This window comes from Bacillus cereus group sp. MYBK79-1 (assembly GCF_051915365.1).
In the GTDB taxonomy this organism is placed as follows: domain Bacteria; phylum Bacillota; class Bacilli; order Bacillales; family Bacillaceae_G; genus Bacillus_A.
Genome location: NZ_JBQAEO010000007.1, coordinates 70,923 through 93,715 on the forward strand (window position 1 = coordinate 70,923; position 22,793 = coordinate 93,715).

Genomic DNA, 22,793 nt, shown 5'->3' on the forward strand with positions numbered 1-22,793 from the left:
TAAGAAAAATAAAATTCCTCCTACCCACATTTTTTACGCCTGAAGTTTAAACGTACTTCAGGCGTATTTTTCCTTCCAATTTTATTCAGTTTGCTGTTCCTTTAATTGTTCTAACAATTCTTCTAGAGGGCCTTCATAGAGCGGGACAGTTGGGATTGATTGTAAAAATCGTTTTCCATAGGAAGCGCTCGTCAAACGACGATCTAATACAAATACTGTTCCGGTATCTGTACTTGTCCTAATAAGACGACCAAATCCTTGCTTGAAACGCAGTATTGCTTGCGGAAGTGCTAACTTAGCGAATACGTCCTCTCCTTGATTTTTTAACCACTCTCCTTTCGCTTCCATCATCGGTTGGTGAGGAGACGTAAAGGGCAGCCGGACGATAACAAGACAACTAAGCGCATCTCCAGGTATATCTATCCCTTCCCAAAAACTACTTGTTCCTAATAAAATTGATTTGTCGAACTCTTGAAATTTACGAATGAGACGACTTCGGCTCTTATTATTCACACTTTGCGTTAATAATAAATATCCTTCCAATTCATCATCGTTTTTCAAATTCGTATACGCTTCTTTCAACATTTCATATGAAGTGAATAAAACGAGCATTCTACCTTTTGTAGCTTTCGCTATTTTTGCAATATGTGCCGACACAGATTCAATATATTCTTCATTACTTGCTGCCTTAATAAAAGGCACATCCGTTGAAACCATTAATTTCATCTGTTCTTCAAAACGAAATGGTGACTGAACTTGTAATGTATTTGGAGCAAAATCATATAAACCTAGCTCTTCTTTTATATAGTCAAACGAATCATTTACTGTTAACGTTGCTGATGTGAAAATAACACTCTTTTTTTGTGTTAAAAATTCATCCGCAAATCTTTCACCAATATGAACAGGCTGCCCATATAAAACGGTTGAATGAATGGTTCCCTTCGTTTCAGTTTCCATCCATGTCACATATGAATTTTTTTCTAAAATGAGTAATTGTAAAGATTGTTCCATCTTTCTCAATAACTCAATTAAATGCATAAATTCACCTGTAACAACATGCATCTCCCATTCTAATTTACTTTGCAATATATCAACCTGCTTCTCAAGTGTCGTCAATAATTTTCTTACATCATATACAAAACGATTTGTTAACTCGGTAATGCTATCCCATAACTTACCTTTTTCCACTTCCGTGTTATATCGATAAATGAGTGGCATATTACTTATCCCTTGTTCCTGCTTTGTTTGTTTAAATATGAAAGCACGTAACATTTGGAATAGCTCATCTGCATCAAATTTCAATTCCTTCAAACTATGACTCACCATACGGAATGTCGAACGGGAGGCTTGCTCTGATTTTTTCATCATTTTATATACTTTAGAAAGTACATCATCGGTTTCTAGCGTACCAAGACGAGATAAAACTAGCTGGAAATACATACAGGAGAACTGTTCACCTAACGTTCTACTCGCCGCTTCCTCAATATGATGAGCCTCATCAAAAATAATATGTTCACATGAAGCAAATAGCGGTTCTTCACTTGAAAAATCTTGAAATAATAACGCATGATTTGTAATAACGATATCTGCAAATAACGCTTTATTCTTTGCTCGTTGATAAAAACAACGGCTATACCAATTGCTTTGCATCCCGCCCGGACTATGTACATCACTACAAATACGGTTCCAAAGTAACTTTCCGCCCTCGGGAATATTCAATTCATCCCGATCGCCCGTTTCCGTTTGCAATAACCACACTAAAATTTTTGCCTTTGTGAGCGCCATATCATAATTTTTCTCTTCCTCTTGCAAAGCATATTCAAATTTATGTAGACAAAGATAATGCTTTCTTCCTTTCAAAAGAGCTACTTCAAATGAAAATGGCATTATTTTCTGTAATAATGGAATTTCTTTTTCTAGTATTTGTTGTTGCAGTTGTACAGTTTGGGTACTAATGATGACAGGTTCTTCTTTTTTCTTTGCAAAATAAATACTGGGAAGTAAATATGCAAGAGTCTTCCCTGTTCCTGTTCCTGCTTCAATTAATGAAAATCTAGAATCTCTTAGCGCTGTATATATTTCCTTCATCATAATGTGTTGGCTTTCTCTTTTTTCAAACTTTGGCATATTCAATTCAAGTTTCTCAACTGTCTTATGCAAGAAAGCATCAAATTTTAATGAACAAGTTTCACTGAGGTTTAAAGAATAATTCCGTTTTCGAAGCGCAATGTTTCGATACACTTCATACCCCTCTGTCTCTTTTTTACCATGCATCATTTTCTTTAAAATATTTTCAGAAAGTACATCCGCTATATCACTTTGAAAAACATCGCTCAATTCATAAAGCGATTGCAAGGTGACAAGTGGTAACGTTTCAATTTCATTTAAAAATTGTAAAAACAATTCCGCTGTTGCAAGAGCATCGCTATCCGCACGATGCGGTTGATCATGCTCTAGTTCATGTTGTTTAGCTAAATCACGTAATTTATAACTATCAGCCGTCGGCAAAAGAATTTGCGCCAACTCGACTGTATCAACTTTCGGACAATGTACTTCTGTATATCCAGCCTGCCTTAATTCTTCCGTTAAAAAATTCCAATCAAAGTGAACATTATGTGCAACGAAAGCTGCACCTTGTAATAGCTCAACAACCATCGGGGCTACATCTTGAAATAACGGGGCTTGCTTCACCATACTCTCATCAATCCCTGTTAGTTCTGTAATAAATGGCGGAATCTCTCTCTTCGGATTAATAAAAGATGAAAAAATCTCTAATATCTCTCCATCTTCCACTACAACAGCTGCAATTTGGGTAATTTTATCCTTCCCATCCTTCCAGGAGTTCCCTGTCGTCTCTAAATCCACAACGACATAACGCTTACTCATATATGTAACACCTCAATTTCTTACCTATCAAACACAAAATTATATAATGTTACTATACCACGTTTTATCTCATCTTAATGAAAAGATGCACAAAAAAGCTATCTCCGTAATAGAGATAGCCTTCTTACTTATAATATCGTACCCGCTTTTTCAGCACCTAACATTTCAATAATTTGATTATCATCGTCTAATACTGCAATTTTCGGCTCTTGTTTATGAATATTTTCTTCTGCCACTAAACCGTAGCAAATAATAATAACTTTATCTCCTGGCTGTACAAGCCTTGCAGCTGCACCATTTAAACAAACAACACCGCTACCGCGTTCTCCCTTAATAACATATGTCTCTAAGCGAGCACCATTATTGTTATTTACAATTTGTACTTTTTCATTTTCTACAATATTTACTGCATCCATTAAATCTTCATCAATTGTAATACTACCTACATAATTTAAATTTGCCTCTGTTACTGTTGCGCGGTGTAACTTCGCTCTCATCATTGTGCGAAACATAGATGCTCCCCCTTATTCAACCGTTAATGTTATATTGTCAATTAATCGTACATTCTCAAATTTAACTGCGATTGCTAAAATAATTCGTCCTTCAATTTCATCTATTTCTTGTAGTGAAGGATAAGCATATAAATCAGCATAATCTACAGTGCCTTTCGTATACGTCTCAATATACTCTTTCACAAGAGTTGTAACGATTTCTGCATTACGTTCGCCTGCCTCAATTCTCTCTTTCGCTACACATAGACTGCGGTATAATTGAGGGGCCTCTTCACGCTCTTCTTGTGATAAATACACGTTACGAGAACTTTTCGCTAATCCATCTTCTTCCCTTACAATATCCACCGGTACGATCGTAACCGGAATATTAAAATCAGCGACAAATCCTTCAATGACAGCAACTTGCTGTGCATCTTTCATACCGAAATAAGCACGCGTTGGCAATGTAATATTAAACAGTTTCATTAGTACAGTCGCAACTCCAGCGAAATGACCAGGTCTTTGTTTGCCACATAATACATCGGTACGCTTCACAACTTCTACTGTTGTCGTTTGTTCTGCTGGATACATTTCTTCTACACTCGGATAAAATAAATAATCTACACCGTTTTCTTTTGCTACATTCTCATCTCGATCAATATCACGAGGGTATCGATCTAAATCTTCATTCGGTCCAAACTGTAGCGGATTAACAAACACGCTTAACACTACGATTTCATTTTCTTTTCTTGCCTGACGTAATAAAGTCGCATGCCCTTCATGTAAATAACCCATCGTTGGGACAAAACCAATACTTTTTCCACTTGTACGCAGTTCGTTTGTAATTTGCTGCATCTCTTGCACTGTTGTTACGATTTTCATTATTGTTTTCCTCCGTATAACGCTAAGCACTCTTCCTCTTTCATTGTGAATGAATGTTTTTCTTCTGGAAATTGCCCTGTCTTTACTTCAGTAACGTATTGTGAAATCCCTCGCACAATCTCCTCTTGAACAGACGTATATTGCTTCACGAATTTCGGAACACGATTTACGCCGTATGAGATAAGATCATGATAAACAAGTACTTGCCCATCTACTTTTTTCCCTGCTCCAATTCCAATCGTTGGAATTGTTAGTTGCTTCGAAATTAATTCCGCTAACTGCATTGGTACACATTCTAACACAAGCGCTATCGCACCAGCTTCCTCACATCTTTTCGCATCTTCTATTAATTTTTTTGCACTTTTAGCATCTTTCCCTTGTACTTTATACCCACCTAGTACTCCTACAGATTGAGGAGTTAAGCCTAAGTGCGCCACGACAGGAATTCCCGCATTCGTCAAGTAGTGAATGGTCGATATCACTTCTCCAGCACCTTCTACCTTCAGTGCATGAGCACCACTCTCTTGAACGATGCGACGTGCATTCACCATCGTATCTTGAGGCGACACATGATACGACATAAATGGCATATCAGTTACAATAAACGTCTCTTTCGCTCCTCGGCGTACAGCTTTCGTATGATGAATCATATCCTCTACTGTTACAGGTACTGTTGAATCGTAGCCGAGCACAACCATCCCAAGGGAATCTCCAACTAGAATCATATCAACTTCAGCTTCTTCTGCTAACTTAGCAGATGGATAATCATACGCCGTTAGCATTGTAATCGGCTCACCTTTCTCTTTCATCTTCAAAAAATCTGTTTTTGTTTTCAAAAACTACTCCTCCTTTATGCAGGAGAGAGGAGATGGCCGAAATCATATAAAAAACCCCTCTGGCCATAAAAGGGCAGAAGGGTTGTGTGTTAGTCGGCATTATTCATCCCTCTGTCCCAGTCCGTTATTGGATCAAGGCAGAATCCAAGTTATTATTTTTTCGTATTGCTTCGAATGATGGTGCAGTTCGCTCTGATACTGCCCATATTCGAACTAATTATAGCAAACTCCAAAAAGGAATTACTACATTTTTTTGAAAAAATAATTTTTTATTCTCATTACGGTATGTGAAATTTTCAAATCACTCCATTATAGAAAGATAAATAGCTTTGTTTGCAAGTATAACTCATTCTATAATGATGCAGGTTAATGGAGGAAACATAATTACAAAAGGAGAATGACGAATGTCTATGAACAAATGGTTATTTCGATTCACCAGTTTTCTTGTGATGATTGTAGGGGTGATAACTTTTAGCTCCCTCCATACATTTGCCTCAGTTAACGTCGGAACACAACCTGCCGATTCAACAAAAATAATTGAGGTCGAACTGAATGATGATTACTTTAACCCCAATATCATTACGATTCCAATTGAAGAATCAACAACATTACTATTGAAAAATAGAGGTAAAAACGAGCATACCTTTACAGTAAAAAAACTCGGAATTGATGTCGTAATTGAACCAGGAAAAGAAAAAAGTATTGCCGTGAACCCTAAAAATACTGGTACATATGAATTAATATGCCGGTACCATCTTCTTAAAGGGATGGAAGGAAAAGTAATCGTCAAATAAAAAGAAGTTCCAAAAAGGAACTTCTTTTACTTAATTTCAATATCCGCAGAATGAATGTGATGTACTTTACCTTCATGGTCCTCCAGAAGCAATACACCATCCTCTGTAATTCCTTTTGCTACCCCTGTAATTGTCTCTCTCATCGTTCGAGCGGTAATTTCTTTCCCGATGCTCACAGCGTAACTTTCCCAAAGAATTTTAATGACAGAGAAACCATTTTGTAAATACTCTTCATATAATTTTTCTAGTTGTAAAAAGATTTGTTGCATAAGCTCTGCACGAACAATTGGCTCACCAGATTCAATCGCTAAAGAAGTAGCAATATGCTGAATTTCCTCATCAAAATGTTCTTGCTTTTGATTCGCATTAATACCAATACCCATAATGACAGCATTAATTTTATCAGGATCTGCCTGCATTTCTGTTAATATACCTACAGCCTTTTTACCTTGAATTAAAATATCATTTGGCCATTTTATTCCTACGTTTACACCCGTGCACTTTTCAATTGCTTGTGCAACGCTAACAGCTGCTAATAAAGTAAGTTGTGGTGCATGGTGAACCGGGATTGAAGGACGTAAAATAATACTCATCCAAATTCCTGTTCCTTTTGGTGAATGCCATTTCCTGCTTAAACGACCTCTGCCGGCTGTTTGTTCTTCTGCCACAACAATCGTTCCTTCTTCCGCACCTTCATAAGCAAGTTTTGCTGCAATATGCTGCGTGGATTCAACAGTTTCTTCAAAATATACCGTTCTACCAATATGTTTCGTTTGTAACCCTAACTGAATTTCATTAGCAGTCACTTTGTCTGGCTTACTCGCAATTCGATAACCTAATCGACGCACAGCTTCAAGTTCATATCCCTCATTCCGAAGGTCCTCCATATGTTTCCACACAGCGGTTCTTGAACAACCAAGTTTATCACTAATCGTTTGGCCAGATACAAACGCGCCATCCGCTTCTGAAAAAACTTGTAATAACTGCTTTCTTATAGTAGATTGCATTCTTGCAGCCACTCCCTTATACACTCTTTCTCATTACCTACGTTTCCTTGTACGATTGCTTCTTCAATTTTTTGAATCATTTCAGCAACCCACGGACCGGGCTTTTTATTTGCCCAGTTTAATAAATCATTCCCAGTCACATTCATTTCTTGGCGACTCTTTATTGGCAATCCTTCAAACAACATTTGTACCCGTTTAACAGATGTATTATCATAGCTTTCAATCATCGCTTCATATACTCTTTCTGCCATTTCAGCGATATAAATTCCCGTTTTATAAAGAAGGACTGTATCCCAATCCTTCTCCTTTCTCGTACGGATTGTTAATAAAACTGCGACGATATCTTTTATTTTTTTATTCGAAAACTTCCATTGACGTAAAAAGACAGATGGATGCTCTTCCCCGATACAATATAAGAAAAATGCCCATGCCTCAATATCCGTTTCAAAAGAATCCCAGTTATACTGCGTAGCTTTTAATAATCTATCCTCTGACATTTGTAAATATGGCAGATGAGAAAATAGCTTCGTTTCTACTAATTCTTGCAAGCCATTCACGCAATATGTACCAGTTAACAGTTTCTCAAATTCCACTGTAATTCGCTCAATTGCAATATGTTCCAGTAAATGTCCATATGTTTCAATTGCTTGTTTCGTTTTCATTTCTAAAGAAAAACCTAACGTACTTACGAAACGAATACCACGCATCATTCGCAAGGCGTCTTCTTGAAAACGATCCGCAGCATTTCCAACTGTCACAATTTCTCTCTTTTGAATCGCTTCCTGTCCAGCAAATAAATCAACCATTTCGCCTTCTTCTGTCATCGCAATTGCATTCATTGTGAAATCACGACGTTTTAAATCTTCTTCTAGCGAACGAACAAATTGAACACTACTAGGTCTTCGAAAATCTTCATATTCGCTCTCTGTTCGAAAAGTGGTTACCTCATAAGGTTCACCATTTTCTACCACAATTACAGTTCCATGCTCAAGACCAACAGGAACATGTCTTGGAAATATAGCCATCACTTCTTCTGGTAAAGCAGATGTCGCAATATCAATATCTCCAATCGGCCTATCTATAATAAGATCTCGTACGCTTCCACCGACAAAGTAGGCCTCATGTCCTTGTTGCTTTAAAGTCTCGATAATAGAACTAGCTTTTTTAAATATTTCCATTTTTGTCATCCCTTAGTACATCATAGTAAATCGTTTCATATTGTGAGACGATTTTTTCAGAGCGGAACTGCTCGTAAACACTTGCTCTTGCTCGCTCTCCCATATTACGGTGAAGTTCTTCATCCTTTAATAGCTGAATGGCTTGATTTGCCACTCCTGTTGGATCACCAACTTCACATAAATATCCTGTTTCACCATGTTGAATGACTTCTGGAATACCCCCAACCCTTGTTCCGATACAAGGTACACCACACGCCATCGCTTCTAATAAAACAAGACCAAAACTCTCCTTCTCTGATAGAAGCAACATTAAATCACTCATCGCAAGTAGCTCTGCAACATTATCTTGCTTCCCTAAGAATAAGACGCGATCTTCAATATGTAGATTTTTCACTAACTGTAAAATCGTGCAAAATTCTGGTCCATCTCCTACAAGAAGCAACTTCGCATCTACTTCTGTAACAATTTTAGCAAATGCCTGAACAACATCTTGCACGCGTTTCACTTTACGGAAATTTGAAATGTGAATGAGTATCTTTTCACTCTCACTTATACCGTATTCTTTCTTTAATTGAGACATATCACGCTTGAAATATACACGTTCGTCTATAAAGTTATATACCGTTTGAATGTCTTTATTTGGTTTTACTAGCTCATGCGTTTCGTTAATTAATGAATGCGAGACAGCCGTCACAACATCAGATTGCTCAATACCAAAACGAATTAAATTATTTAACGAAGGGTCGGAACCTAACACAGTAATATCTGTTCCATGCAAGGTTGTAACAATTTTAATACGCTCTCCAATCATTTGCTTTGCTAAATAAGCACAAATTGCATGCGGTATTGCGTAATGCACATGTAAAATGTCTAGGTTTTCTCTTTGTGCAACCTCAGCCATTTTACTCGCTAGCGCTAAATCGTATGGTGGATATTGAAATACAGAGTATTGATTTACCGTCACTTCATGAAAATAAATGTTTGGATACACTTTATTTAACCGGAATGGTAAACCCGATGTAATAAAATGAATTTCATGCCCACGTTCCGCTAATTGCTTTCCTAATTCTGTTCCAACAACTCCAGAACCACCTACAGAAGGATAACATGTAATACCTATTTTTAATTTCATTTACATCCCCCTATTAAATCAGCATGTAATAAAACCGGTTTCTTACTCATAAATCCCTCGGCATATAAAACTCCAACTTCTTTTCCAAACATTTTCTCACGAGCAACCACAGTTTCAACGTAACCTTCTGTTAACGGCGTTTTCACACCATCACTTCCTGTTGAAAACTGACTTTCATACGCTTCTAACGCTTCCACTTTTATAGAAAGGCACTCACTTATATCTATACAAAAATTCGGTTTATGAAAACCATTAATCATATAATGATAAAAAGACTCCACACGATGTGGTGGAACCTCTGGCATATATTTACGAATTCCCGCTGAAAAAATAGCTTCTTCCACAAGTTTCGCACAATTTGCATGATCTGGATGACGATCTTCATAATACGGTGCAAAAACTAGTTTTGGTTTATATGTACGAATCACCTTTACAATTTCACGTATATACTCTTCTTTCATATACAAACCACGGTCTGGCATCGCTAAATTCAGTCTCGTTTTTACTCCCATTATACGAGCTGCCGCCTTTGCTTCTTCTTTTCTCAACTCTATCGTTCCATTAGAAGAAAGATCAGCTTCTGTTAAATCACAAATACCTACTTCATACCCTTGCTTCGTATATTTAGCAATGGTACCAGCCATGCCGATTTCAACATCATCGGCATGAGCACCAAACGCTAATATATGTAATCCACTCATAATTGTTCCCCTCATTTTCTAAACTTGCGGTAATCTAAATCTCCTCGCTCTAATGCGTGCATTAACATTTCAGCACTTGCCATATTCGTTGCAAGTGGAATCGCATACACATCACATAAACGAAGTAATGCATTTACATCTGGTTCATGCGGCTGAGCAGTTAGTGGATCCCGGAAAAAAATCACCATATCCATATCGTTTTTTGCAATCATGGCACCAATTTCTTGATCGCCACCAAGAGGACCCGATTGATATCTTGTTACAACTAAACCAGTTGCCTCCATAATACGAAGTCCTGTCGTTCCTGTTGCAAATAATTCATGTTGTTCAAAAATTGGTTTATATGCGTATGCAAACGAAACCATGTCATTTTTCTTTTTGTCATGTGCGATTAAGGCAATTTTCATCCGTTGTCTCCCCTTTAGTCGATAATGTTTTCTAAACCGTACACAAGATGATCTAGATTCATTACTGTCTCAATTGATAGTTTTACACCAGACATAAATGATGCACGATTGAATGAATCATGGCGAACCGTTAACATTTGTCCATCTCCACCAAACATTACTTCTTGGTGTGCGATAAGTCCTGGTAAACGTACACTATGAATGTGAATGCCGTCTACATTTGCACCACGAGCACCTTCTAGTTGCTCTACTTCATTTGGATGACCTTGCTGCTTTGATTCACGATTTTGACGAATTAATTCTACTGTTTTTACTGCTGTACCAGATGGTGCATCTAACTTTTGATCATGATGCAATTCAATTACTTCAACATCTTGGAAGTACTTCGCTGCCATTTGTGAGAATTTCATCATAAGAACTGCACCAATTGCAAAGTTTGGAGCGATAATAGTTCCTACTGCTTTTTCTTTTGCAGTCTCTGTTAATTGTTTTAGTTCTTCTTCTGTAAATCCAGTTGTACCAATAACAGAACGAAGTCCACGCTCAACTGCTAGTGTAACGTGTTGTTTCCCAACTTCTGGCGTTGTTAAATCTAACAACACATCAGCCTCTACTTCTTCTAAACAAGTATGTAAATCTGCGTAAACAGGTGCATTTAGCGCTGGCATACCTGGTAAATCAGAAATTTTCTCTCCGCCATGCTTATAGTCTACTGCTGCTACTAAATTAAAATGTTCCGTTCTTTCCATAAGAAGGACTGCTTCATGCCCCATACGTCCTCTTGGTCCAGCGATAATTACTTTAATTTCTTTCATTATTCTTTCTCTCCCTCATCAATACGTGTCCAGCGATCTTTATCGCGAGTATTAAATTTATTCATTACAATGTTATGTGCTGTTTCTAAATCAATATTTAAACTATTTGCCATACAAATCATAACAAATAATACATCTCCAAGCTCTTCTTCAATACTACGTTCTGTTTCAGTTGTTTTCTTCGGTTTCTCACCATAATAATGATTAACCTCTCTTGCAAGCTCCCCCATTTCTTCCGTTAAACGAGCCATCATTGCAAGTGGACTGAAATAACCTTCTTTAAACTGACCAATATATGCATCTACTTCTTTCTGCATATCCTTCATCGTTTTTGCTTCCATACAATTCACCTCTAATCCTTCCTCTTTCATGTTAGCCAATTCATCGCGATTTGACAAATATTATTCCCCGCCAAACACCTATTTGCGACCCTTTTTTGGATAGACTATAATAAAGTGAAACTTTCTTTTGCGTTTTTTGCAAAAGATTAGTTGAACCAATCGGGTTCTTACGGCTGGTTTGTCCTGCTTCAGAGCTTTATCTCCTACCAGCCGTTGGAACGGGGTAAAGTGAAACTTTCTTTTGCGTTTTTTGCAAAAGATTAGTTGAACCAATCAGTTTTTTACAGCCTGCACTATTTTTACTAACAACTAGAAATTACTTATCATTATGTTTTACCGTATCAGCGGAGCAATGCCATTTACATAATTAGGGGGATTTCTATATGACATCAAATTTGAAGATTCGAAATATCATTTTCATTTTAATCGGTTCCGCTATTTTTTCTTTCGGTATTGTGAATATCAATATTGAAAATCACCTTGCAGAAGGTGGATTTACCGGTATTACACTATTATTGTATTTTCTATTTAAGTTTGATCCCTCTTATTCAAACTTAATTTTAAATATCCCTATATTTTTTATTGGTTGGAAATTACTTGGAAGAACGACGTTTATCTATACGCTAATCGGCACATTTAGCGTATCTTTATTTCTATGGATTTTTCAACGTTACGAAGTTCTTAACTTACATTTAAACTTACAAAATGATATGACACTCGCAGCTTTATTCGCTGGGGCATTTATCGGTATTGGCCTTGGGATAATATTTAAATATGGCGGGACTACTGGCGGTGTAGATATTATCGCGAGACTCGCTCATAAATATGTTGGCTGGAGTATGGGGAAAACGATGTTTATGTTCGATGCTATCGTCATTATCGTCTCTATTCTTACCTATTTATCATATCGCGAGGGCATGTATACATTAGTTGCTGTTTTTATCGGGGCAAAAGTCATTGATTTTATGCAAGAAGGAGCCTATGCGGCAAAAGGAGCAACTATTATCTCAGATAAGAACGATGAAATTGCTGCCAAAATTTTATCTGAGATGGAGCGCGGAGCAACCTTTTTAAAAGCGGTTGGATCATATACAAAAGTGGAACGGAACGTATTGTATTGCGTTGTTGCTAAAAATGAAATCGTGAAATTAAAAAATATTATTACTTCTGTAGATCCTCATGCCTTTGTTGCTGTAAGCGATGTACATGATGTAGTTGGTGAAGGCTTTACATTAGATGAAAATAAAAATCCGTTACATACATAAACGCAACTAGAAAAGCCCTCTAGCTTTTCTAGTTTTTTATTACATATTTTTTAAGTTTCTCTAAATCCTCATAAATAAGCTCCAATAAACTCCGATTATAAAAAATGGAAGCAGGATGAAAGGTCGGGAAAATATGATATTCTTTCTCTGACGATGTAAACGCTGCACTTTGCATATTCTTTAACTTTTGAATGGGCTGTTTTAATAATTGTCCGTGTACATCTGTGATTTTTTTATTTTTTCCTGTTAAACGCTGAAGACCAATATTTCCTAGCGTGACGATAAGCTTCGGGTTTATTTTCTCTAATTCATAATCTAACAAAGGCGCATGAGCGAGTATTTCTCCTTGATTTGGCGTTCTATTATACTTTTTCTGTATGATTTCACCATTTCTTTCTTTTTTCTCTCGCCACTTATACGGTCTACTCCGAACAGCGCTCGTAATATATACTTCTTCCCTCGTAACATCAATCCGTTCTAAAAAACCCATTAATTGTTTTCCCGCTCTCCCGCTAAACGGAATTCCATTATGAATTTCTGTTTCACCAGGTGCTTCTCCTAGCAACATAAATTTTGGATTTTCAGGACCTTGTCCACTTAAAAAGCCTTCTAGCTGATAAGGAGCACTACGTTCTTTCACTTGTTTTACTAAATGGCTTGGATATTTCATTTCCCCCCACCGCCTTTCCGCATTACTTCTATTCTTTCTATTTGTAATACATTATATAATTCAATCCATAAAACAAAAAAGACTATCAAAATTGATAGTCTTTAGTCGTCGCTACGCTGCATACCAGTATACATTAATACGAGACGTAATAATTCAAATACCGCTACAGCTGCAGCTGCTACATATGTTAATGCTGCCGCATTTAATACTTTACGAGCTTGGCCATATTCATCTGTTGATACGATACCTAACGCTTCAATTTGTTGCATTGCACGCTTTGATGCATCAAACTCAACCGGTAATGTAACGAGTTGGAACACAACACCTGCTGCCATTAAGATGATACCTAATAACAATAAACCAGACATTTGTGCAAATACACCAATTAGGACAAAAACCCATGACATGTTGGAACCAAAATTGGCAACTGGCACTAACGAATGACGTACACGCATGAAGTTATAATCTTTTGCATCTTGAATTGCGTGTCCTACTTCGTGTGCTGCAACTGCTGTACCAGCAACTGAATGACCGTAATAGTTATCTGTTGATAATCGAACTGTTTTGGCAGTTGGATCATAATGGTCTGATAAATGACCTGGTGTTTCTTCTACAGCTACGTTGTATAATCCATTTTCATCTAAAATTTTTCGAGCCACTTCCGCTCCTGTCATACCTGATGTTGAATAAACTTGTGAATACTTGCTATAAGCACTACGTACTCTTGACTGTGCATACAACGGTATGATCATTATGATCGCGAAGTAAATTAAATAAAACATCATGAACCTCCATTGAAGTTTTAATTATAGTACTTCTCATTTTATTTTCTTCTACCACCATTGTCAATGAATAAACCTTACAATCCGTATCTTTATTTATTGCATTACCTATTCTTAGAGTGTACATTACCTTTTCTTTTTTCTCTCTCTCCTTTATACTTTCTCCATCCAACATAAGTTAATGTGAATAGAATAAGACCTCCAGTAATTGTCATAAACCAAATGAGTGAGGGTGCAATTTCATCTTTTTTTACTGTGTGAAATATTTTTTGCAAATCGCCTTTAATGATTCCTACTTGCATTTGTCCGCCTTTTGTTTTTAACATAACGTTACGAAATTCATCCAAATAAGATAAATGGGCGTTTACACGTTGCACTTCATTTTCTGGCAGGGCGATCATTAAGCTTGGATAAATAATGTTAAATTCATGTAAAAATGTGTTTAACGTTTGTTGAAACTGTCCCGTATCTTCTTTTGACATCGCTTTTTCCATTTGAGAAAAGGCATCCATTACTTTTCCTTCTCTTTCCATCCAAAGCGGTTGATACTTTGATACTTGTGCATCAACAGCGAGCTGCAGGGCTAACACATTATCAATTTTAACTTGTTTACTTGCAGATTCTTCCGCGAGAGATTGTTTCGCCCTGTCGTAAGCTAACGAGATAACTCTAACTTGGTCTGGCGTTACTTCTTGCTTCTTTTCATTCCCCTTTATGACAAACTGATCCGAGAAATGTTGTAATACTTGTACTGCTTTTTCATCTTCATTACGCTTCACTAATTGTAATGAGTCATCTAACAACCCTGTTAGTTCACTCCACTCTTCAGCATATATACGTAACGGAAACATTATAATTAGAAATGCTATCAATCCAATTAATGTTCTCTTCATCACGGTCCCCCCTATAACTACTAGTACAAAATATGTTAATTTGGACAAGAATAGAACAGAACTGGACTGAAAAATATATTATCGTTTTATAAACAAAAAAATTCTCTTTAAACAGAGAATTTTTCCTTTGAAATCCTTTTCTTTTTTACGAAATATCTATACAAGCTGTAACAAAGTATGCTGCCGCATAAAATAAATAATAAAATAGCACATGCAGCATGCATAAAGAATTCTTCTGGTAACATTAATATAATCGGATCCGTTTCAATATCAAACATCCAATAATCATTACTGAATAAAAGCTTATGGAATAATACAAAACTCTTTTCAAAATTAATAGCGATCGGTAACATAAGCGCTATCGGAAAGATAATTGTTAAAATTGATCCGTGTAGTAAAAACTTTTCATTTTTCTGTTTTAATAAATAAATGCCACCTACTATTGCAACCATAATGGTCGCATACATCACATATTGAATCTTTACTATAATATTTTTAACATCTACAAAATGAATACGTCCATTTGTAGACATATCTAATGTTGGCAACTGTAATGCTCCGTCATAAAACGGCGATAAATATGTGATAAGCACATCGTAATTTCTTTTAATATCAGCCTTCGTCATATCCGCTAAGTCTGGAATGTTTAAAAAATCAATTTCAAAATAATATAGCCATTTTCCGTATACAACCGCTGTTGTTGCGAGTGCAAATATAGAAAATGCTATGCTATATGAAACAACTATCGTAATCAATCGATCCAATATTTTTGTACCACTCTTATTCTTCTTCATTTTCTCCCCCTAAATGTTCATAAAGAAAACTGTTTTCGGTTCTCACGTAAGCAATAATAATATGTAACACAAAGCACTGCAATACTTAGCCAGAACGTAAAATAACCAATTTCTCCTACAAACAAATGCATAATTCCATATCTCGGCATTTGCCAAAATAAATAATCAATTGCATCATTATGTAATGTCCATATAGCCGCTACCGCAAAGTGCCATTTTTTTATACGGTAAAACGGCGCATATAGCACTGCTTGTACTGCCATGGCAAAATGCGAAAGCATTAACATATACCCGATAAGACCAATAGGACCTTTGACATAGATCATAATTGCATTTACAACAACAGCCCATATACCATATTTTATTAACGTAACAATCGCTAGCGCCTCTATTAATCCCCAATTTCTCTTTATAAAAAAAGCAATTAAAACAAAGACAAAAAAGAGACTCGCCATCGGGCTATCGGGTACAAACGGCCAAAATATAGGTGAAGTTTCTTTTAATTGATTTCCATACCATATAAATCCGTATATCGTACCTAATATGTTAACAACTAATAAAAATAATAATACAGAGCGTTGTCTTAACATTGCATACAAGTAAACCAAGCTGTCTGTCCAACACCTTTCAAACAAAGTCATTCTTTTCTCAAACTCTACTCTATTATATAGTAAACTTTCTTTCATCAAAATAAAAAGCTGACTACAATTTTCTTTGTAGTCAGCTTTTTATTATTTTTTATTATACTTTGCAACAAATTCCGAAAGCTTCTTCAGTTCCTCATCTGTACCTTTAAATATTCCTTTAGGCATTGAACCTTTTCCGTCTTTCGCAATTTTAGCAATTTCTTCTGGCTTTAAAGTTAAGTTTTGCAGTGCCGGTGCTGCTGCCCCGCCTTGTAAATTGTCACCATGACATGTTAAACAAGTATTTTTTTGCATTAATTTATAGCCATCATCATTTTTATCAACTGGTGCTGTTTTTACAATTGCTCCTTGTTTTTTTGCAGCTTCCCAGTCGTGGTGTGCTACAGATTCCCAAGTTAAAAAGATAATCGATGCAATTGCTAAAAGCATAAATCCAGTTGCTACAGGACGCTTCAATGGACGTCTTTCTGGGCCTCGATCAAGAAATGGAGCTAACAGTAATGCGCCAAACGCAATCCCTGGCATAATAAACGCTCCAATTACGGTAAATGAGCCAGAAGCATAAGAATACTTTAATAACTGATACAAGAATAAGAAATACCAATCTGGAAGTGGTATATACCCGGCATCAGTTGGATCCGCCATTCTCTCAAGCGGTGACGGATGCGCCACTGTTAAACATAAATAACCGATTAAAAAAACTGCACCAACCATCCATTCTTTTAACAAGAAGTTTGGCCAAAATGCTTCTGTTTTCCCTGGGTATTCAGAATAGTCTTTTGGAATATTTGGTTTCCGAGCTACCGGTACCCGAGAATCTCCTACAAACTTCATCCCTTTGCCGCGATGCATAATCTCCCTCCTTTAGTTCTTTCCCCTTTAATTTAGCAATCTCTTATAGCGGACCGGAAATACCTTGTTTGCGAATCATGATGAAGTGGAAGGCCATTAAACCTAGAAGTGCTGCTGGTAAGAAGAAGACGTGAATAGCAAAGAAGCGAGTTAATGTTTGAGCGCCAACAATTTCGGAATGACCAGCGAGTAATGTTTTAATATAAGGACCAATAAGCGGCGTTTGCTCTGCAATTTGAATCCCTACTTTCGTAGCAAATAACGCTTTCATATCCCACGGTAATAAATATCCGGTAAAACCAAGACCTAACATAACAAAGAAAATAAGAACACCAACAATCCAGTTTAGCTCACGAGGCTTTTTATATGCACCCTGGAAGAAAACTCTAAGTGTATGTAAAAACATCATTACAATGACGAGACTAGCACCCCAGTGGTGCATACCACGAACGATTTGTCCGTACGCAACTTCATTTTGTAAATAATAAACCGATTCCCAAGCATTTTTAATATCAGGCACATAATACATCGTTAAAAACATTCCAGACAAAATTTGAATTACAGTAACGAAAAAGGTAAGTCCGCCAAAGCAGTAGACGAATGCAGAAAAGTGATGCGCCGGGTTAACATGCTCAGGTACTTCATGATCGGCGATATCACGCCATATTGGTGTAATATCTAACCTTTCATCTACCCAATCATAAATTTTATTTAACATCTACTTTGCACCCCCTTTTGGCTTCGCTTTTCCTAGATACAGTGTTCCATCTTTCACTTTAGATTCATAAATATCAAGCGGAGCAAGGGGCGGCGTGCCTTTAACGTTCATCCCGTCTTTTGTGTAACGGCCCCCGTGACATGGACAAAAGAATTGATTTGGATGTGCTTTGTCCGAATTCCAGTTAACTGTACACCCTAAATGTTTACATACTGGAGAGAACGCAACAATGTCTCCGCTTTCATCTTTATGAACCCAAGCTGATTTTGGCTCTTCGGACTTGTACCAACCATCAACCTGTTTCACCTTAAAGTCGAAACGTTTCGGCTCTGTTGTAATGTCTTTTACTTGTGCAACAGCAACCATATCCGTTCCCGCTTCTTTTCTTAACACCGGATCAAGCGCAAATCGCGTCATCGGCATTAAAATACCCGCTGCCATAAAGCCTCCTACCCCTGTAAGGGTGTAATTTAAAAACTGTCTTCTTGATACACGATGTTCTTTCTCGCTCACGAAAATTTCCCCCCTCTATCAGAAATTGTCCCCTCGTGATAAATTATATAAAAAATAAAAACTAGGACACTATCATGATATAATACGCTCATGCACAGGTCAATATCATACTACTCATAATAATAAGAACTTTCTGTTTATTATTATTTTCCCCATTTTTCTTCTAACATCACCATTATATTTTTTATATGCGCATGAATAACTTCTCTTTTCGCTTGATCACTAAATTGTTCTAACGCTAATGAAGGAAACCAAAATAAATCTCCCTGCAATTCTTGCATATCTTCTTTCCATGAAAAATCACTTGTAACATAAGCAATATGCTTAAAACCTTGCTCTTGTAAATGATTTGTCCATTCTTGCAAACGACCTTTTTCATTTTTTTGACTTTCTACTAAATACGTAAATGCAGGTAATAAAAGTACTCTTCCTTTATATTCTCTTTCCAGCTCCATACTCAATAATTCGATAAATTCCCCTTGTTCTACTACCATTTTCATTTCTTTTGCTGCCGAAATTGATAAAAGCGGTATAACACCTGTATCTACATACTCTCTTGCTTTCTCAAACTGTTCCACATCTTTTACAATCCATTTCAAATTTCTTCCCTCCCCTCACCTACAAATGACAGAACTTTCACTTTATATATATTAAACCATACTAAAAGAGGTAAAAAAAGAAAAACTACCTATATTAAGGTAGTTTTTCTTAAAAAGTCTGAAATTTGTAGAATTTTATGAATCCAAATGAATTCTATAACATCTTTAACTCAGCTGTTAACCTATGAAACGCTTCCTGATCTTGCTTATCCAGCGCTTCATCAATTTGTTTCAAAAGGCGTTCTCTTCTAAAAGAAAATACACTTTCTTCTAAAAATCTTTCTGCAAGTAAACGATCTTTTTCATTTACTTCAATATGCTTCGGTAAATACGGGTTTTCTTCTAATACAGCTACATAATTGGCATTTTGAAACGATGATTTAAAATTGAGTTGAATATAAATATCCTCATCTCGATTTAAACGAATATCATGAAACGATTTTTCAGCATCCGTTGTCATAACATTTTGTTTAAAAAAGTGAAACGGTGTATCTTTTACACAATTCGCGGACATCACTAAGCCACGCGGACAATATTTTGCATGCTCTACGAAGTGGACTTTATGCATTAATTGGTCGTGACTCATTAAATAATTCAAAATCCATACACATTCACGCTGTTTCAGTTGGTAATTATTCAAAAACCATTTTACAAAATCCTTCTTCTCGTTTACAGAAACAGGGGTATTCATAGCAATTAAGTCCCTCCTCTGTCTTTCTCTTTTCTTTTTAGATTCAAGAAGCGGCATTCAGTTTCCTTCCAACTTATGAAAAATCCTCTAAATTATATAACAATTCTTCAATATGAATTTGTGTCGGGTCTAGTTGTATTAACTGAGTAAATACTTCTTTCGCCTCTTTTCGCATACCTTCTTCCAATAAGAAATAACCGTACTCTTCCAAGAAGTCTGGATGATTCTTAAAAGAAGTATATGCACTTTCATAGTGTTTTAATGCATCCGAATACATTTCTAATTGTTTTTTTGCAAACGCAAGGTCCCAAAGTAGTTGTGTATCTGGTTCTCCGCTGTCAATCGCACGCTCTACAACAGCAATTAGCTCTTCATATTTTTCTTGTTCCTTTAAAATATACGCATATTTTAATGTTGCACCTAAATGTCCTGGATCTAATTCAAGCGCTTTTTGAAGCACTTCCTCTGCTTCCGCTATTTTTCCTAATTTCGCCGCAATGTTCGCTAATTCTACATAAAATGGTACAGAAAGCTCATCTACTTTAATTCCTTCATGAAGTGTTTCATAGCTCTCTTGAAGCATTCCTTCTTTTTCATAGCTTTTCGCTAAATACATGTAAAGAGATGCATACTCAGGATCTAATTCTTTTAGCTCTTGCCAAGCACCAATTGCTCGTTGATATTCTTCACCTTGATATAACGTAAAGGCATATCCAAATAATGAGTGAATATCTTTTTGTTCCTCTAAACCTGCTTCGTAATAAGAAATCGCTTCTTCCCAATTTCCAATCGCACTTAACGTTTCTCCGAGGCGAAGTGCAATGACAACACCACCCATTACTTTATGTTCCGCTAATAGCGACTCATAATGAGTGATTGCCTTTTGTTCTTCCCCTTTACTACTATATAACTCTGCTAATCCAAACGTAATAACAGGCTCGTCAGGCATCATTTCTTTCGCCTTTAATAGTTTTTGTTCTGCTACATCATCGAATCCTTGCATTTGGAATAAATCCGCAACAAGTAATAACGATTGAACATATAAATCATCATTTTCCGGAATGTCATGAAGTACTTCAATCGCTTCATCTTCTTTATCTAGATCAATATATAATTCTGCTAAAAATACAGTGAATTCACTTTCTTCCGGATACAATAAACGTAAATCTTCTGTAATAGCTAACGCTTCATCTGTAAATCCAAGTGTATGATAATAGCGAGCGATATCATACTTCTCTTCATCATTCGCAATTTTTAATTGTTCTTTTAATAATTGTAATCCTTTTTCCGCTTCACCATTTTCAATATATGAAACAGCTTGTTCAAACTTTTGCATAAACGTCTCCTTTAATTATAAAGAATATTCTTTTCTGTTCATTTCACCCGCTATTTGCAGGCAGCCCGATTGGTGCAGGCTAATAATCAATGAGGGATGAATAGCCCCCATTGATTAAAGTTTCACTTTATCATAAGCAACTAGGTGTAACAACGCTACCTTTAGAAAGAGCATACTTCTTCTTGTACTTTCACTCATAACGATTCGAATATGACACCGATACCGCATTACTACTTTCTATTGTACCGTTTTCTTTCATTACCGTGCAAATAACTTCCCTTATTAATTATTGGCCCGCACGAACTCTTTGCAGTCCTTCTTCTTTATTTAAATAAAAAAGACTCCTATATTAGGAGCCTTCACAAACTCTTAAGAGTATGTTTCTTCTTTCTTTACTTGCTCGTTTACAATCTCTTTCAATAGTTCTATAATTTCATCATTTTCTTCTTTCAAACCGACAGTAATACGAATACCATCATGTATACCAAACGCAGCACCAGAACGAACAATATAGCCTTTCTTCATTAATCGTTCGAAAGCTTCATTACCAGGAATACCCAGCTTTAAGAAAATGAAATTTGTTTGGGATGGATAATAGAATACGTTATATTCCTTACAAAATGCGTAATATTGATTTAATCCTTCTTCATTCTTTTTTACACATTCTTGTAAAAATGCTTGATCTTCTAATGCAGCTAGTGCTACAGATTGCGCTACAGTCGATGTATTAAATGGTAGCCTTGCTACTTCTAGCTGCCCGATTAACTTCTCATTACCAACCGCATATCCAATACGGAAAGCAGCTAAACCATATGCTTTTGAAAACGTCCGTAAAACCATAAGATTTTCATACTTTTCAAGAAGTGATAATGTTTGCGGATAGTCTTCTGCCCCCGCATATTCATAATATGCTTCGTCCATAATAACGAGCGCTGACTTAGGAACCGATTCTAAAAATGAAAGTAATTTTTGTTTCTCTACATATGTACCTGTCGGATTATTCGGGTTACAAATCCATACAACCTTCGTTTTATCGTCTACTTGCTGTAACATTGCATCTAAATCGTGAATGCCATCTTTAAGTGGTACTTCGCGAACTTCTGCTCCTTCAATAACAGCATGGTGATGGTATTGCGAGAATGTTGGATTCGCCATTACAACATTTGTCCCTTCATGTAGTAATGCACGGCTAATCATTTGAATGACTTCATCTAATCCACTACCAAATAACAGTTGTTCCGCTTTAACACCTAAATGTTTTGCTACTTTTGTTCGAAGTTCAAAGGCATATCCATCTGGATAAAGAGCGTATTGACTCGCTAAAGAAGTTAATGCTTCTGTTACACGCGCTGAGCAACCGAATGGATTTTCGTTCGATGCTAATTTCACAATTTTTGATAATCCATATTCCCTTTTTACTTCTTCAATATTTTTTCCAGGTACATATGCTCTCAAAGTTAACAATTGCTCTTTCACTCTCATTTTTCTTCCCCCAGTCGTTTTATTCAATTCAATTATAATACGGCTATACTCCCATACTATAATCGTTTATCATAACCGTCA

Annotated in this window: 25 protein-coding genes; 2 read left to right on the forward strand and 23 right to left on the reverse strand. The window is 36.4% G+C overall.

The features are described from left to right. Window positions 1–81: 81 nt before the first annotated feature. The 4 genes from dinG to panB form a co-directional block, all read right to left on the reverse strand. Window positions 82–2,886, reverse strand: a complete 2,805-nt coding sequence (gene dinG, locus ACTFOB_RS13685; RefSeq protein ID WP_440025159.1) for an ATP-dependent DNA helicase DinG — start codon at window positions 2,884–2,886, stop codon at window positions 82–84. A 128-nt stretch (window positions 2,887–3,014) separates the two neighbouring features. After that, window positions 3,015–3,398, reverse strand: coding sequence for an aspartate 1-decarboxylase (gene panD, locus ACTFOB_RS13690; RefSeq protein WP_000490176.1), 384 nt, complete (start codon window positions 3,396–3,398; stop codon window positions 3,015–3,017). Between the two features lie 12 nt (window positions 3,399–3,410). Further along, the gene (gene panC / locus ACTFOB_RS13695; protein ID WP_440025161.1) at window positions 3,411–4,259 is read right to left on the reverse strand and encodes a pantoate--beta-alanine ligase; all 849 of its coding nucleotides are present in this window, start codon (window positions 4,257–4,259) and stop codon (window positions 3,411–3,413) included. After that, window positions 4,259–5,095: a 3-methyl-2-oxobutanoate hydroxymethyltransferase gene (gene panB, locus ACTFOB_RS13700; protein WP_440025163.1), complete on the reverse strand. Its 837-nt coding sequence runs from the start codon at window positions 5,093–5,095 to the stop codon at window positions 4,259–4,261. The genes panC and panB overlap by 1 nt, the downstream gene beginning before the upstream one ends. A gap of 404 nt (window positions 5,096–5,499) precedes the next feature. Here panB and ACTFOB_RS13705 point away from each other — a divergent pair, with 404 nt between their 5' ends. Continuing rightward, complete coding sequence (locus tag ACTFOB_RS13705) at window positions 5,500–5,889, forward strand: cupredoxin domain-containing protein (RefSeq protein WP_440025164.1); 390 nt, start codon at window positions 5,500–5,502, stop codon at window positions 5,887–5,889. A gap of 26 nt (window positions 5,890–5,915) precedes the next feature. Here the strand turns inward: ACTFOB_RS13705 and ACTFOB_RS13710 are convergent, their stop codons facing one another. From ACTFOB_RS13710 to ACTFOB_RS13740, 7 genes are read right to left on the reverse strand one after another with little or no spacing between them, the layout of a single operon-like run. Further along, the gene (locus ACTFOB_RS13710; protein ID WP_151631058.1) at window positions 5,916–6,896 is read right to left on the reverse strand and encodes a biotin--[acetyl-CoA-carboxylase] ligase; all 981 of its coding nucleotides are present in this window, start codon (window positions 6,894–6,896) and stop codon (window positions 5,916–5,918) included. Beyond that, a complete protein-coding gene (locus tag ACTFOB_RS13715) occupies window positions 6,881–8,074 on the reverse strand; it encodes a CCA tRNA nucleotidyltransferase (protein ID WP_440025166.1) in 1,194 nt (397 codons plus the stop codon). Before ACTFOB_RS13715 ends, ACTFOB_RS13710 begins: the two co-directional genes overlap by 16 nt. Next, a complete protein-coding gene (gene bshA, locus ACTFOB_RS13720) occupies window positions 8,061–9,206 on the reverse strand; it encodes an N-acetyl-alpha-D-glucosaminyl L-malate synthase BshA (RefSeq protein ID WP_440025167.1) in 1,146 nt (381 codons plus the stop codon). Before bshA ends, ACTFOB_RS13715 begins: the two co-directional genes overlap by 14 nt. Continuing rightward, window positions 9,203–9,907, reverse strand: a complete 705-nt coding sequence (bshB1, locus tag ACTFOB_RS13725; RefSeq protein WP_144610605.1) for a bacillithiol biosynthesis deacetylase BshB1 — start codon at window positions 9,905–9,907, stop codon at window positions 9,203–9,205. The genes bshA and bshB1 overlap by 4 nt, the downstream gene beginning before the upstream one ends. Before the next feature lie 11 nt (window positions 9,908–9,918). Further along, window positions 9,919–10,314, reverse strand: a complete 396-nt coding sequence (gene mgsA / locus ACTFOB_RS13730; RefSeq protein ID WP_000684766.1) for a methylglyoxal synthase — start codon at window positions 10,312–10,314, stop codon at window positions 9,919–9,921. 14 nt (window positions 10,315–10,328) lie between these two features. Then, entirely contained in the window at window positions 10,329–11,129 is an 801-nt protein-coding gene (gene dapB / locus ACTFOB_RS13735; RefSeq protein WP_098345136.1) for a dihydrodipicolinate reductase, read from the reverse strand. Next, entirely contained in the window at window positions 11,129–11,470 is a 342-nt protein-coding gene (locus tag ACTFOB_RS13740) for a nucleotide pyrophosphohydrolase (RefSeq protein WP_001992677.1), read from the reverse strand. The genes dapB and ACTFOB_RS13740 overlap by 1 nt, the downstream gene beginning before the upstream one ends. Window positions 11,471–11,853: 383 nt before the next feature. On the opposite strand from ACTFOB_RS13740, the gene ACTFOB_RS13745 reads away from it, so the two are divergent. Next, window positions 11,854–12,735 (forward strand): YitT family protein, encoded by an 882-nt coding sequence (locus ACTFOB_RS13745; RefSeq protein WP_000203305.1) that lies wholly within the window; start codon window positions 11,854–11,856, stop codon window positions 12,733–12,735. 28 nt (window positions 12,736–12,763) lie between these two features. Here ACTFOB_RS13745 and ACTFOB_RS13750 read toward each other — a convergent pair whose 3' ends face one another. From ACTFOB_RS13750 to hisC, 12 genes are all read right to left on the reverse strand, one after another. Further along, window positions 12,764–13,405 (reverse strand): uracil-DNA glycosylase, encoded by a 642-nt coding sequence (locus ACTFOB_RS13750; RefSeq protein WP_440025169.1) that lies wholly within the window; start codon window positions 13,403–13,405, stop codon window positions 12,764–12,766. A 101-nt stretch (window positions 13,406–13,506) separates the two neighbouring features. Next, window positions 13,507–14,190: a zinc metallopeptidase gene (locus tag ACTFOB_RS13755; protein WP_440025170.1), complete on the reverse strand. Its 684-nt coding sequence runs from the start codon at window positions 14,188–14,190 to the stop codon at window positions 13,507–13,509. A gap of 101 nt (window positions 14,191–14,291) precedes the next feature. Continuing rightward, complete coding sequence (gene ypjB, locus ACTFOB_RS13760; RefSeq protein WP_440025171.1) at window positions 14,292–15,080, reverse strand: sporulation protein YpjB; 789 nt, start codon at window positions 15,078–15,080, stop codon at window positions 14,292–14,294. Window positions 15,081–15,187: 107 nt separating this feature from the next. After that, complete coding sequence (lit, locus tag ACTFOB_RS13765; protein WP_440025172.1) at window positions 15,188–15,874, reverse strand: lipoprotein intramolecular transacylase Lit; 687 nt, start codon at window positions 15,872–15,874, stop codon at window positions 15,188–15,190. Between the two features lie 17 nt (window positions 15,875–15,891). Further along, window positions 15,892–16,482 (reverse strand): DUF1405 domain-containing protein, encoded by a 591-nt coding sequence (locus ACTFOB_RS13770; protein WP_440025173.1) that lies wholly within the window; start codon window positions 16,480–16,482, stop codon window positions 15,892–15,894. A gap of 123 nt (window positions 16,483–16,605) precedes the next feature. Further along, window positions 16,606–17,373, reverse strand: a complete 768-nt coding sequence (gene qcrC, locus ACTFOB_RS13775; protein WP_098345131.1) for a menaquinol-cytochrome c reductase cytochrome b/c subunit — start codon at window positions 17,371–17,373, stop codon at window positions 16,606–16,608. Window positions 17,374–17,416: 43 nt separating this feature from the next. Next, the gene (qcrB, locus tag ACTFOB_RS13780; RefSeq protein ID WP_000932700.1) at window positions 17,417–18,091 is read right to left on the reverse strand and encodes a menaquinol-cytochrome c reductase cytochrome b subunit; all 675 of its coding nucleotides are present in this window, start codon (window positions 18,089–18,091) and stop codon (window positions 17,417–17,419) included. Beyond that, complete coding sequence (gene qcrA, locus ACTFOB_RS13785; protein ID WP_048527045.1) at window positions 18,092–18,604, reverse strand: menaquinol-cytochrome c reductase iron-sulfur subunit; 513 nt, start codon at window positions 18,602–18,604, stop codon at window positions 18,092–18,094. 143 nt (window positions 18,605–18,747) lie between these two features. Continuing rightward, window positions 18,748–19,203, reverse strand: coding sequence for a YpiF family protein (locus ACTFOB_RS13790; RefSeq protein ID WP_440025174.1), 456 nt, complete (start codon window positions 19,201–19,203; stop codon window positions 18,748–18,750). Between the two features lie 154 nt (window positions 19,204–19,357). Continuing rightward, window positions 19,358–19,894, reverse strand: coding sequence for a ReoY family proteolytic degradation factor (locus ACTFOB_RS13795; protein WP_001095929.1), 537 nt, complete (start codon window positions 19,892–19,894; stop codon window positions 19,358–19,360). A gap of 73 nt (window positions 19,895–19,967) precedes the next feature. Then, on the reverse strand, window positions 19,968–21,230 hold the full coding sequence (locus ACTFOB_RS13800; RefSeq protein ID WP_071723338.1) for a tetratricopeptide repeat protein: 1,263 nt from the start codon (window positions 21,228–21,230) through the stop codon (window positions 19,968–19,970). Window positions 21,231–21,599: 369 nt separating this feature from the next. Next, window positions 21,600–22,712 (reverse strand): histidinol-phosphate transaminase, encoded by a 1,113-nt coding sequence (gene hisC, locus ACTFOB_RS13805; protein ID WP_440025175.1) that lies wholly within the window; start codon window positions 22,710–22,712, stop codon window positions 21,600–21,602. Window positions 22,713–22,793: the final 81 nt, after the last annotated feature.

Excerpts from the sequence above, each read along its gene's own strand:
- dinG (WP_440025159.1), bottom strand. The coding sequence starts at position 2,886 with ATGAGTAAGCGTTATGTCGTTGTGGATTTAGAGACGACAGGGAACTCC.
- panD (WP_000490176.1), bottom strand. The coding sequence starts at position 3,398 with ATGTTTCGCACAATGATGAGAGCGAAGTTACACCGCGCAACAGTAACA.
- panC (WP_440025161.1), bottom strand. The coding sequence starts at position 4,259 with ATGAAAATCGTAACAACAGTGCAAGAGATGCAGCAAATTACAAACGAA.
- ACTFOB_RS13705 (WP_440025164.1), top strand. The coding sequence starts at position 5,500 with ATGTCTATGAACAAATGGTTATTTCGATTCACCAGTTTTCTTGTGATG.
- ACTFOB_RS13710 (WP_151631058.1), bottom strand. The coding sequence starts at position 6,896 with ATGCAATCTACTATAAGAAAGCAGTTATTACAAGTTTTTTCAGAAGCG.
- ACTFOB_RS13715 (WP_440025166.1), bottom strand. The coding sequence starts at position 8,074 with ATGGAAATATTTAAAAAAGCTAGTTCTATTATCGAGACTTTAAAGCAA.
- bshA (WP_440025167.1), bottom strand. The coding sequence starts at position 9,206 with ATGAAATTAAAAATAGGTATTACATGTTATCCTTCTGTAGGTGGTTCT.
- bshB1 (WP_144610605.1), bottom strand. The coding sequence starts at position 9,907 with ATGAGTGGATTACATATATTAGCGTTTGGTGCTCATGCCGATGATGTT.
- mgsA (WP_000684766.1), bottom strand. The coding sequence starts at position 10,314 with ATGAAAATTGCCTTAATCGCACATGACAAAAAGAAAAATGACATGGTT.
- dapB (WP_098345136.1), bottom strand. The coding sequence starts at position 11,129 with ATGAAAGAAATTAAAGTAATTATCGCTGGACCAAGAGGACGTATGGGG.
- ACTFOB_RS13740 (WP_001992677.1), bottom strand. The coding sequence starts at position 11,470 with ATGGAAGCAAAAACGATGAAGGATATGCAGAAAGAAGTAGATGCATAT.
- ACTFOB_RS13745 (WP_000203305.1), top strand. The coding sequence starts at position 11,854 with ATGACATCAAATTTGAAGATTCGAAATATCATTTTCATTTTAATCGGT.
- ACTFOB_RS13750 (WP_440025169.1), bottom strand. The coding sequence starts at position 13,405 with ATGAAATATCCAAGCCATTTAGTAAAACAAGTGAAAGAACGTAGTGCT.
- ACTFOB_RS13755 (WP_440025170.1), bottom strand. The coding sequence starts at position 14,190 with ATGATGTTTTATTTAATTTACTTCGCGATCATAATGATCATACCGTTG.
- ypjB (WP_440025171.1), bottom strand. The coding sequence starts at position 15,080 with ATGAAGAGAACATTAATTGGATTGATAGCATTTCTAATTATAATGTTT.
- lit (WP_440025172.1), bottom strand. The coding sequence starts at position 15,874 with ATGAAGAAGAATAAGAGTGGTACAAAAATATTGGATCGATTGATTACG.
- qcrC (WP_098345131.1), bottom strand. The coding sequence starts at position 17,373 with ATGCATCGCGGCAAAGGGATGAAGTTTGTAGGAGATTCTCGGGTACCG.
- qcrB (WP_000932700.1), bottom strand. The coding sequence starts at position 18,091 with ATGTTAAATAAAATTTATGATTGGGTAGATGAAAGGTTAGATATTACA.
- ACTFOB_RS13795 (WP_001095929.1), bottom strand. The coding sequence starts at position 19,894 with ATGAATACCCCTGTTTCTGTAAACGAGAAGAAGGATTTTGTAAAATGG.
- ACTFOB_RS13800 (WP_071723338.1), bottom strand. The coding sequence starts at position 21,230 with ATGCAAAAGTTTGAACAAGCTGTTTCATATATTGAAAATGGTGAAGCG.
- hisC (WP_440025175.1), bottom strand. The coding sequence starts at position 22,712 with ATGAGAGTGAAAGAGCAATTGTTAACTTTGAGAGCATATGTACCTGGA.